This is a genomic window from Pseudoalteromonas sp. SG45-5 (assembly GCF_014164085.1).
Lineage (GTDB): Bacteria > Pseudomonadota > Gammaproteobacteria > Enterobacterales > Alteromonadaceae > Pseudoalteromonas > Pseudoalteromonas aliena.
On the sequence record NZ_JACJEM010000001.1, the window covers coordinates 79,817 to 92,219 of the forward strand.

The 12,403-nt window shown below is 39.2% G+C and carries 8 protein-coding genes; 2 read left to right on the plus strand and 6 right to left on the minus strand.

Translation table 11 applies throughout. From position 1 onward, the window contains the following. The 4 genes from H5119_RS00380 to fabB all read right to left on the minus strand — a co-directional run. Positions 1 to 3,246, minus strand: a 3,246-nt coding sequence (locus H5119_RS00380) for a FimV/HubP family polar landmark protein (RefSeq protein WP_310737433.1), incomplete at its 3' end; no start/stop codon positions are given. A 344-nt stretch (positions 3,247 to 3,590) separates the two neighbouring features. Further along, positions 3,591 to 4,607: an aspartate-semialdehyde dehydrogenase gene (locus H5119_RS00385; RefSeq protein ID WP_077537381.1), complete on the minus strand. Its 1,017-nt coding sequence runs from the start codon at positions 4,605 to 4,607 to the stop codon at positions 3,591 to 3,593. A 47-nt stretch (positions 4,608 to 4,654) separates the two neighbouring features. After that, on the minus strand, positions 4,655 to 5,776 hold the full coding sequence (locus tag H5119_RS00390; RefSeq protein WP_182700794.1) for a 4-phosphoerythronate dehydrogenase: 1,122 nt from the start codon (positions 5,774 to 5,776) through the stop codon (positions 4,655 to 4,657). A gap of 109 nt (positions 5,777 to 5,885) precedes the next feature. Then, positions 5,886 to 7,097, minus strand: a complete 1,212-nt coding sequence (fabB, locus tag H5119_RS00395; protein WP_182700795.1) for a beta-ketoacyl-ACP synthase I — start codon at positions 7,095 to 7,097, stop codon at positions 5,886 to 5,888. 179 nt (positions 7,098 to 7,276) lie between these two features. Between fabB and mnmC the strand changes: the two genes are divergently transcribed. After that, positions 7,277 to 9,286: a bifunctional tRNA (5-methylaminomethyl-2-thiouridine)(34)-methyltransferase MnmD/FAD-dependent 5-carboxymethylaminomethyl-2-thiouridine(34) oxidoreductase MnmC gene (gene mnmC / locus H5119_RS00400; RefSeq protein ID WP_182700796.1), complete on the plus strand. Its 2,010-nt coding sequence runs from the start codon at positions 7,277 to 7,279 to the stop codon at positions 9,284 to 9,286. A 125-nt stretch (positions 9,287 to 9,411) separates the two neighbouring features. Here mnmC and H5119_RS00405 read toward each other — a convergent pair whose 3' ends face one another. Then, the gene (locus H5119_RS00405; RefSeq protein ID WP_182700797.1) at positions 9,412 to 9,555 is read right to left on the minus strand and encodes a hypothetical protein; all 144 of its coding nucleotides are present in this window, start codon (positions 9,553 to 9,555) and stop codon (positions 9,412 to 9,414) included. Positions 9,556 to 9,653: 98 nt separating this feature from the next. Next, entirely contained in the window at positions 9,654 to 10,574 is a 921-nt protein-coding gene (locus H5119_RS00410; protein WP_182700798.1) for a glyoxylate/hydroxypyruvate reductase A, read from the minus strand. Positions 10,575 to 10,736: 162 nt separating this feature from the next. On the opposite strand from H5119_RS00410, the gene H5119_RS00415 reads away from it, so the two are divergent. Next, on the plus strand, positions 10,737 to 12,403 hold a 1,667-nt coding region (locus tag H5119_RS00415), incomplete at its 3' end, for a lysophospholipid acyltransferase family protein (RefSeq protein WP_182700799.1).

The following is a 12,403-nucleotide window of genomic DNA, read 5'->3' on the forward strand; positions in this document are numbered from 1 at the left end:
GTCGTCAAAATCATCTTCTAAGCTATCTAAACTACTTTCTGCAGCAAGCGCATTGGCCAAGTCTTGCTCTGTTTGACTTACCGATACATCTTTTGTATCGGTGTCTACATTTTCAGGTAAGTCAGCAATCTCTTCATTTAATGCCGTAGGCGGTGTATTTGCTAACTCATCGTCGTCTAACTCATTTTCTAATTCACTACCCTGCTCAGCCAATTCATCTATTAGCAAATCATCATCTAAATCATCTTCTTGCAACGGTTCAGCGGTGGCGGATGTTTGCTCATCTAGCGCTGTTTCTTGCGAGTCATTAAGATCTAGAGGTTGAATTTCTTCAGCACCTTCTAATTCATTATCAAGTTCAGCAAAGTCGTTATCAATTAGAAGTTCATCATCAAAATCGTCATCTAAATTATCTAAGTCATTTCCTGCTGAGAGTGCGCTAGCTAGATCTTGCTCTGTCTGACTTGGCGATATATCTTTTACATCATCTTCTAAGTTATCGCTTTCTAATTCATCAGAATGTGAAGGAAGCTGGTTATCTGCTTCTAAAAGTGGAGTATCATCAAGCTCCTGTTCCGAGGATTCAACAAGCTCTTCGCTGTTACTAGTATCTAAAATTTCATCTTCAAGTGAAGGCTCTGGCTCAGCCTCATCGGCTAATGGGTCATCTCCTAAATCAACCTCCACTTCTTCTATTTCATCATCTAGATCTTCTGTTGACCACTCTGGGGTTTCAACATAGCTTTCGTCTTCAACTTGTTGCAACTCATTTAAAAGTTCATCAACACTCTTTAATTCACTATCGTTATACTCTTCTAGTGCATCTTCAGGATTGAGCAATGTTTCAGAGGTGTCCGAAAAATCATCTTGTTCTTCTACTGGCTCAGGTTCTTCAACAAGTGCAGTTTTTTCTTCAGGCTCTTCAACAAGCGCAGCTTCTTCTTCAGGCTCTGGCTCTTCAACAGGCCCAGCGTCTTCTACTGGCTCTAGCTCTTCAACAAGCGCAGCGTCTTCTGCAGGCTCTGCCTCTGACTCTTCAACAAGCGCAGCTTCCTCAATCGGCGGCTCCATTAAGCTATCGATATCGTCTATATCAAAGTCGTCGTTTTCTTCTACTAGCGTATCAGCTGTACTGGTTGATGCATCATCAACGTTATTCTCATCCGTCGCTTCATCAATTAAACTATCGATATCGTCTATATCAAAGTCGTCGTTTTCTTCTACTAGCGTATCAGCTGTACTGGTTGATGCATCATCAACGTCATTTTCATCCGTCGCTTCATCAATTAAGCTATCGATATCGTCTATATCAAAGTCGTCGTTTTCTTCTACTAGCGTATCGGCTGTACTGGTTGATGCATCATCAACGTTATTCTCATCCGTCGCTTCATCAATTAAACTATCGATATCGTCTATATCAAAGTCGTCGTTTTCTTCTACTAGCGTATCGGCTGTACTGGTTGATGCATCATCAACGTTATTCTCATCCGTCGCTTCATCAATTAAGCTATCGATATCGTCTATATCAAAGTCGTCATTTTCTTCGATTAGCGTATCGGCTGAACTGGTTGATGCATCATCAACGTCATTCTCATCCGTCGCTTCATCAATTAAGCTATCGATATCATCTAAATCAAAGTCGTCATTTTCTTCGATTAGCGTATCGGCTGAACTGGTTGATGCATCATCAACGTCATTCTCATCCGTCGCTTCATCAATTAAGCTATCGATATCGTCTAAATCAAAGTCGTCATTTTCTTTCACAACCGAATCAGTTGCAGCTTCAGAGCCCACATTTGTCTGTTCTAATAAATCATCAATATCAAAGTCATCATCACCGGCAAGCTCTTCACTAAATGCTGCTATTTCATCATGAGAATCTAAACTATCATCGTCTTCTATCCCACTTGGCTGTGCATCAAATTCAGATGAGCTTACATCCTCGTCAAATAAGCTATCTAGCTCATCACTACTTAAAATATCGTCATTATTAGATGGTTGTGAAGCTAAATCTAAATCAATGTCTTCTTCTAAGCTGTCATCCGATGGGCTGTCAAAACCTTGTTGCATGAAAATATCAAGTTCATCATCCCCTGTATTTTCATCATCAAAAACAATGTCATCACTTAATAAACTTTCAAGGTCACCTTGATCAAGTAGGCTATCCTGATCTGTAAAATCATCTAAATTGTCATCTAGTGAATCATCAAATGCGGTATCTTCATCAGATAAAAGCTCATTCTCTAAGCTATCATCTAGCTGAACACTTAAGTCATCGAGTGGATCAGGCACTTCCGACTCATTATCTGTATCAGTGTCTAAGTTATCATTACTGCTATAGCTTGGTGATTGTGGTAAAAAGTCATCATCTGATTCTGTATCGGCCTCGTTATTGGCTCTTTTTCGCAAAAACATAACCACAGCAAAAATAACGAGTAAGCCTGGAATAAACATTAATAAACCAAGTACAAGCGGGTTAGATAATAATGTTCCAGTGTCAGCTTCGGTTTCTGGAACAACTTCGTTTAACTTCTGCTGAGCCAGTACTTCATTTTGTTTAGCTATTAATTCTTTGAGTTGTAATTGAATCTCACTGTCTTGCCCTAGCTGTAGGCGAACACTTTCAAGTTCTTTAGAGATGCCCGTTAGCTGTTTTTTTAGATTGTTATTTTCAACGAGAATTTCTTCTACATTACTTACAGAACTTTTAAACTGTTGTTGTAGTTCAACTAATTTAGTTGCCTGCTCTGTTTTAATCTCTTTTATTTCTTTTTGTAATTCTTTTTTTGCATCATCTACATCAACTTTTCGGGCTTGAGTTACCTTAGTTTGTGCAGAGTTAATTTCTGTTTGCGTAAGCGTGCCATTTTTCTTTTTCTCCCATAACGCATCGTCTTGCTCAGAGCGCTGCTTAGCAAGTTGTGTGTTTACATTTCTAATTTCAGCTAGAGTAGGGATTTTTAGGTAAGCACCACTTTGCATGTGGTTTAGATTTTGTTCTAAGAATGAGTTGGGGTTTTTGTTATACAAAGCCTGCATCACTTGATAGATGCTGACAGAGTTATCAGGACGAACTTTAGCTGCTATACGCCAAAGAGTATCCGTTGGTTTAATTGGCCCAATAGATCGCTCTTGCGCACCATAGTCAACGCCTTTAGGCCCCTTCAACTGGGTACTGTCTTGAGAGTAAATAGGCGTTACTATCAATGCAGACGCTAATAAAATAAGTGTAGCTAAACCGCGCATGCTGATCCTTTAATGTTTAAATGTTAACGTTGTACCAAAAAAGTTGGCGCATAAACATTGATTATTCTTGCTGCTATCAGCCAAATAACTGACTCATATTTGTTATTACAATCTATTTTTGCTGCAAGCTCTATTCCAATTACAAACTATAAACCAGTTGAGGCGTAATATCCATCGCAACACATTGAAAATAAATGTCTAAAAACATCATTGTAGTATAAATTTATTGAGGTTTATCAGTAGCTTTATATGTTTAACAGCACAAGTGGCAAAAAAGTGGCGGGTTTGATGTGTTAAAAGCGGCAAACAACTGTGGTTTACCGCTTAATTTGCTTACTCAAAAATTATAAGTAATTGGCAATAAGTTCTTCAGCGATCTGTACACTGTTAGTTGCAGCGCCTTTACGCGTGTTGTCACTTACAACCCACATGTTCAACCCATGAGGATGAGAAATATCAGCGCGTAATCGGCCTATATAAACAGTATCGTTACCACTAGCGTCAGAAACTGCTGTTGGGTAATCACCTTCATCATCAATTAACTCAACACCTGGCGCATCTTTTAATAACTGCTTTACGTGCTCAAAATCGTAAGGCATGCGCGTTTCAATATTAATTGATTCAGAATGTCCAAAAAATACAGGAACACGTACGCATGTAGGGTTAATTGCAATAGTTGTGTCACCCAAAATTTTATGAGTTTCGTTCACCATTTTCATTTCTTCACGTGTATAGCCGTTCTCTTCAAAGCTATCAATTTGAGGTATCACGTTAAATGCTATTTGCTTTGGAAATACTTTATTATCCATAGGGCGTGCATTCATTAAATTTGCTGTTTGCTTTGCAAGTTCGTCAACCGCTTCTTTACCTGCGCCTGATACAGCTTGGTAAGTAGATACATTAATGCGGTCAATTCCGTATGCATCATAGATTGGTTTTAGTGCTAACATCATTTGAATTGTTGAGCAGTTAGGGTTCGCAATAATATTGCGATTTCTAAAATCAGCTAGGCTTGAAGCGTTAACCTCTGGCACTACTAATGGGATTTCAAAATCATTTCTAAAGTGCGATGTATTATCTATTACAATACACCCCGCATCAGCAGCAATCGGTGCATACTTTTCAGATACACTGCCACCTGCAGAAAACAAACCTATATGCGCTTGGCTAAAATCAAAGCCTTCAACGTCAAGTACTTCAATGGTCTCACCACGAAACTTTATGTCTTCACCCGCGCTGCGGCTGCTAGCAAGTAAAAAAAGCTGATCAACTGGAAACTTACGATCCGCTAGCGTTTCAATGATTTGACGGCCTACTAAACCAGTAGCGCCAAGTACGGCAACGTTATATTTTTGCGACATATTTCTTCCTCTATAAACGATATTAAAATAACACCGTTAGTTAATAATTATTTAGCTATGGTAAAACCAAGTTGGCTAAGTGCAGCAAGTTGTGGGCTCTCACCTTGTAGCGATAAAGTACTAAACTCTCGTCTTATTGGATAATTTTTGCGTAAACTATCAAAACCATCATTTTCTAAATGACGCAGTAAGATTCCATCATCACGACGAACGTCATAAATTAAGTGCACCAAACGGGCAATGTCTTGCTCATTAAAATGTTGCGTAATCGTTGCGTTCGTAATAACTGGCAAGGGTAAAAAGTCATCAAGCGATTTACTTGCCTCTACGCTTTTGAGTTCACACAATTTTTGATACAGCATTTGTGTACCTCGTGCTTTTCCTTCCAGCGTATGCCCTGCAATATGCACACTGGCATAACGAACATGCTCTAGTAATTCAGTTAAAATATTGGGTTCTTTTTCCCATACATCAAGCACTAAATCTAGATCAGCTCCGGCTTGCATTACCTCAAGCAATGCTTGATTATCAATTACATCGCCTCGGCTTGCATTAATTAGCGTAAGCCCTGGTTTAAGTGCTTTTAAGCGGGCTTTATTCATCATATGCAGCGTTTTATGTTCGCCACTTTTAACTAGCGGAACATGAAAAGTTACAATATCTGATTGCGCTAATAGCTCATCAAGCGTTACATGATTTTCTAATAAACCTTGCTCATACTTGATTGGATCGCACAAAATTACGTCTACATTTAATGCTTTTAATTTTTGCGCTAAACAGTTGCCGATATTACCTACACCCACTATACCAATAGTTTGGCCGCTTAATGGGCGCGCATTCTCTTGGCTTAGAGCAAATAAACTGCTAATGACATACTCTGCTACAGCAATAGCATTACAACCAGGTGCACTGCTAAAAGCAATATTTTTATTATTCAGTAATTGCGTATCAATATGGTCAATGCCAATTGTAGCAGTGCCCACAAAGCTTAATTTATTTGCCTGTGCTAATAGTTCATGATTAACACGAGTCACTGAACGAGTAAGTAATACATCTACATCTACGAGCTGTTCAGGGGTCAATTTACGACCATCAAAACGCTCAACCCCACCAAAGTCTGCAAAGTACTGCTCAACTAAAGGCATATTTTGATCGGCAAGAATTTTCATTACTGCATCCGTTTAGCTTTTGAGGCCTCTATTGTAACGAACAACCTAGGCTTTACACAAACTAAAAAGCCGAGCAATGCTCGGCTTCAAGGTATTAAGTAAAGACTAATTAACCTTTATATTTGCTCATTACTAAAGTGGCGTTTGTACCACCAAAGCCAAAGCTATTAGACATTACAGTATTTAGCTCAACGTCACGACGTTCAGTAATAATATCTAACCCTGCTGCTTGCTCGTCTAACTCATCAATATTAATGGAAGGCGCAACAAAGCCGTGCTCTAACATCAATAAAGAGAAGATGGCTTCATGAACACCAGCAGCACCAAGGGCGTGCCCCGTCATTGCTTTTGTTGCACTGATCATTGGCGACTTACCACCAAACACTTCTTGAATCGCACCTAGCTCTTTAACATCACCAACAGGAGTAGATGTACCGTGCGTATTTAAGTAATCAATGCTGTCTACATTTTGCATAGCTTGGCGCATACAACGTGCAGCACCTTCACCTGATGGAGCAACCATGTCGTAGCCATCTGATGTTGCACCGTAGCCAACAATTTCGCCGTAAATATGCGCGCCACGTGCAAGTGCATGTTCAAGTTCTTCAACAACAACAATACCGCCGCCGCCAGAGATAACAAAACCATCGCGATTTGCATCATATGTGCGAGAGGCTTTTTCGGGTGTTTCATTGTACTTAGTAGAAAGTGCGCCCATAGCATCAAATTCCATTGCCAGTGTCCAATGCAATTCTTCACCGCCACCAGCAAATACCACGTCTTGCTTACCAAGTTGAATTTGCTCTACTGCATTACCAATACAATGCGCAGAAGTAGCACATGCAGAACTAATCGAATAGTTAACACCTTTAATTTTAAATGGTGTTGCTAAACAAGCCGATGTTGTACTTGCCATTGTACGCGGCACCATATAAGGACCAACTCGTTTTACGCCTTTTTCGCGTAAAATATCAGCCGCTTCTACTTGCCATTTAGACGAGCCGCCGCCAGAGCCAACAATAATACCCGTGCGTTCATTCGATACTTGCTCGTCAGATAAACCTGAATCTTCAATTGCTTGCGTCATCGAAATATAAGAGTAAGCAGCAGCATCGCCCATAAAGCGCATCGCTTTACGGTCAACATGTTCTTTAACGTCAATATCAATTTTGCCCGATACGTTACTGCGCAACTTATAATCGGCAAATTCTTGGTTAAAAGCGATACCGCTCTTACCTGCTTTTAACGATTCTAGTACTTCTTCTTTATTGTTACCGATACTTGATACAACACCGATACCTGTAATTACAGCTCTTCTCATGGGTAATTCCCTTAGCTTAATACTCAATTGCATTCTATTTTACGCGAATTTAGTCATCTAAGTGGTCAGCTTTCTAGCGTACACTTGTACTCTGAACCGCTAGCTTATAAATAACGCCAGACTATTTCAAAGAAAACCCGTAAAATAATTAAAAAAATAGACTCTATAAATTTAAACTCATGATTAAAAACGCACATATACACTTTAATGATTTAGGCACACCTTTCGCTAATGACTTCAGTGATATTTATTTTTCTAATGGCGATGGTTTGGCTGAATCACATTATGTGTTTTATGAGAAAAATAATATAGATGCACGATTACAAAATCATGACCAACCACATTTTGTTATAGCCGAAACCGGTTTTGGTACAGGCTTAAACTTTTTAAATACATGGCAACGCTTTACTGACCATCTTGCACGTCAACAAGTTCAAAATCAATTAGATAAAGATGTTAAACGCTTACACTTTATTTCATTTGAAAAATACCCTCTGCAAATAAATGATCTAAACCAAGCACTAAAAGCATGGCCTTCGCTAAGCTCATTTAGCGATCAATTAATAAAACGCTACCCAATTAACTTAGCAGGATGCCATAGGCTAGAGTTTGAAAAAGGCCGTGTAATACTCGATTTATATTTTGGCGATGCGCTTGAATCAATAAATGCAATGAGTTTTTCGCAAACGGGCATTGTAGATGCTTGGTATTTAGATGGCTTTGCGCCAAGTAAAAACCCTGATATGTGGCAACAAAATTTATTTGACTCGATGGCTAATATTTCAAGAGCGAATGCAACTTTATCAACATTTACTGCAGCTGGCTTTGTTCGTCGAGGTTTAATTGAAGCCGGTTTCAACACAACAAAAACCAACGGGTTTGGTCAAAAAAGGGATATGCTTATTGGCCAATTTGAGTGCGTAAATGATGCTCAATCAGCTCCTGCATATTTTCATCAAGATAGCAGCGCTTTAAAAAATGTAGCTGTTATTGGCGGTGGTATTGCCAGTAGCTGTATTTTATACAGCTTGGCTAAACGAGGCATAACCAGCCAATTATTTTGCCAAGATGAAAAGCCTGCTATGGGTGCATCGCACAATGTGCAAGGCGCTATTTACCCTCACCTACAAGCTAAAAACTCGCCGCACAGCGAATTGTTTGCACATAGCTTTTTATACGCCAAACGTTTGTATAACCTGTTGCTCAATAGCGGCTTTAGTTTTGATTACGATTGGTGCGGCGTATTACAGCACGCAGTAAAAAAGCCTCTCGCCGATAAGCATGAGAATTTAGCACAAAAGCAACTGTGGCCAACCCAGCTAATGCGTAATGTAACCGCCGAGCAAGGCGATGAAATAGCTGGTGTAACGACAGGTTATTCAGGCGTGTTTTTTGAACAAGGTGGCTGGGTAAATCCCCCACAGTTGGTCAATGCCATGCTAAACGCAGCAAATAGCTTAACGCCATTTAAAAGTACATTTAACTGTGATATTAAACAGCTTAAAAAAACCGAGGATGGCTGGTTTTTATTAACTAATACAGAGCAACTAGGCCCCTTTAGCGATGTCATTATTTGTGCCGGTGAACACAGTGATGCATTTGAGCAAACAAAGGCATTGCCAATTGTAGGCGTACGAGGTCAAGTATCGCACGTTCAGGCCAGTGAACAGTCAAACAAACTTAAAACAGTGCTATGCCATAAAGGCTATTTTACCCCGGCTTATTTAGAGCATCACTGTATGGGGGCCACATTTGAAAAAAACACGAAAAGCCGTCAAGTTACAGCCCATGACAACCAATTAAATCAAGAACAACTTCTTAATTTTTATAAGCAAAGTGAATTTGCAACAACACTCGGTAATATCACCTCAGCTAAAGCTGCCGTACGCTGCACATTTATCGACCACCTACCAATGGCAGGGCAATGGTGCGAGCAAAGCGATTACACACAGGCTTTTGCTAATTTACGCTTGGGCAAGCGTTATCAATATGAACCATTAAAAAAGCCACAGCAGGGTTTGCATATTTTTACAGGGTTTGGGGCACGTGCTTTATGCAGCGCACCGTTAAGTGCTGAGCATCTTATCAGTTGCTTAAATAATGAGCCTCGCCCATTAAGCGAACGTGTCAGTCAGGCAATTCATCCAGCTCGGTTTATAGTACGTGATTTAATTCGTAATAAAATTTAATTATTGTATGCAAACAACAATATCCGCTTGCGCGTTATACTATTTTTAATCGTTTATATGATGAAGGTGGGTAAGAAGAATTACTTTAAAATAACTCTTCTGGCAACACATGTTTTGGGGATTAATTATACGCAGCTAATGCGTATGCTATCATTTATATCTGCAGAAATTTCTTGTGCATTTGCCTGATTGAACCACGCTGAAACACCTAAAATAATGATAGAGATTATAATTAAGCTTAATTTAACACCGCTTTGTTTTGATTTCATAATACCCCATTTATAATTTTTATTAGTAAGAATAGCTTTCAACACTAATGAAAATTACATGTGTTAACAAGCTGTTTTTTTAACTATTTGGTTATAACTTAATAACCCTTCTTTCTATTTACTTGGTTATTAAGCTTAGCTCCCTTTATGAATAGTTCAATATTATCGGCTATTTGCTCTGTAACACTGTTTAAATCTGACAATGCTGCACAATGTGGTGTTAACGTGATTTTAGGATGCTGCCAAAATGGATGCTCATCATTTAGCGGTTCTTGGTCAAAAACATCAAGCGTAGCCGCACGTAACATTTCATTATCTAATGCACTTAATAAGTCTTGTTCAACAACGTGTTGTCCTCGTGCTACATTTATTACAACAGCATGCGCTGGCAGCTTAGCTATTAATTCATGATTAACAATACCTGAGGTCATCTTTGTAAGTGGCAGTAAACATACTAGGTAATCGGTATTTTTAAGCATTTCATCAAGTCCGCGCTGGGTACAATGTATATTTACATCAGCATCCTCCTTGTGACTTTGTGCCCATGCACTTACATCAAACCCATTTTTAATTAGTTTTTTAGCGCATGCTTTGCCAAGCTCCCCGTAGCCGAGTATACCAACGTGTTTATAATTATAGGCACGCTTTGGTTTCCAACTTTGCTGGCTTTGCTTAATAAAATAGTCTTTTAAACGTAATTTTTGCGCTAGTACATGGGTAAGTACATATTCGGCCATATCCTCAGCGAGTTGTTCATCAACAATGCGTACAACATTAATATGCTCTGGCAACTGCGTTAAATCAATGCTATCAACTCCAGCACCAAATGATGAAACAACTTTTAAATTTGGTAATTGCGCCCACATTGTCTGAGGTGCTTTCCAAGCAAGTACAAAATCTACGTCATTCAAATTTTGGCATTCTGGCCATTGCTCAATACGCAATGTTGGTAAACAAGCTTGCAACTGCGCCATTAATTTTGTGTTATCCCGCCCTGTAATCGCAATTAATACCGACATGCATCCCCCAATAAAATTGTTGATCAAATGAATATGCGCCTAATTATGCCTTTGCTTTGTCTTATTCGCACTTCAAAAAGTCACACAATTGCAAAGTAATTGTCACACCCTTTTTTTACTCTATCTCAAAGGCAAATATACCAATGCGTTTTAGAGGTTAATATGATCAGTATTGATAAAGTAATAGCAGCAAATTTACCGCAACTAAAAAACTCACCAAAAGTAACCGGTTTAGTAAAAAAAGGACTTGGATACTTATTACACGAGCAAGAATTTGTTGCATTTGGTGATGCCTATCCCCACTTACAAGGATTAGAGTTTGTAGAGCAGGTCCTTGACGAACTTGATTTTGACACCCGCTACAAACCAAAACAGATTGAGCATATACCCAATGAGGGTAAATTGGTTATTGTTGCAAATCATCCAATTGGATCGCTAGATGCATTGGCGTTAATTAAGGTCCTTTCAACGGTGAGGCAAGACTTAAAGGTCGTAGCGAACCGTATGTTAATGTCAGTCACTCCCATGCATGAACTCTTATTACCCGTTGATAACTTATCCGGAATGAGTAAAAAAATAGAGCTGCATAATATTCATCAACACCTAAAGAGTGAAGGGGCATTATTAATATTCCCTGCAGGCGAAGTGTCGCGTTTGAGCCCGACTGGAATAAAAGACTGTAAATGGAACAGCGGCTTTTTACGTATGGCGAAAAAAGCTAACTGCCCTATTTTACCTGTATTTATTAAAGCTAAAAATAGCCCTCTATTTTATGGCACTTCAATGATCTACAAACCTCTAGCAAGCCTATTGTTAGTCAAAGAAATGTTTAAGCAACGTCAAAAATCTTTAGAGTTTGAAATTGGTGCTTCTATTCCTCCTGAGTCTTATTTAATAGAAAACCTAAAAGATAAAGAAGTAGTAAACCTTATCCGAAAGCAACTTTACAGGCTTACCAGTAAAAAACCTCTGCCGCTAAAAACACAAATGCCTATTGCAGTCCCTGAGTGCAGAAAAGAGCTCAAAAAAGCGATTGATCAATGCCAACTACTTGGTAAAACACAAGACGGTATGCATATACACCTTTATCAATATACAGGTAGTTCGCCGGTTTTTAGAGAGTTGGGTCGCCTTAGAGAAATTGCGTTTAGAGCGGTAGGTGAAGGCAGCGGAAAGCGCCGTGATATAGATAAGTTTGATATGGACTATCAACACCTTGTTCTATGGGATCCTTCCCAGCTAGAGTTAGTCGGTGCCTACCGTTTAGCTTGCGCAGCAGACATAATCAAAAAGCACGGACGAGAAGGCCTCTATACCGCTAGCTTGTTTACTTATACCGATGCAATGGCGCCCTATTTGCAACAAGGAATTGAATTAGGTCGCAGTTTTGTCCAACCTAAATATTGGGGGCGTAAAAGCCTTGATTACTTATGGTATGGGATTGGCGCTTTTGTAAAAAACTACCCACAATACCGTTATTTATTTGGCGCGGTGACCGTCTCTAACGCCTTACCCGAACAAGCTAAAGCGATGTTGGTTTATTACTATCAGCATTATTATAAGAGTAACCAGATACTTGCTACGCCAAATAACGAATTTAAACTAAGTGATCAACAACTAACACAATGCCAAACCGTATTTATGGACAGCGATATAAAAGAAGACTTTGTAGAACTTAAACATGTACTTGCCAACATGGGCGCGCAAGTTCCTACGCTATTTAAACAATATACAGAGCTCTGTACGCCTGGCGGGGTGCAATTTTTAAGCTTTAGTATCGACCCTGATTTTAATAATTGCATTGATGGTTTAGTGTTAGTCGATCTTGA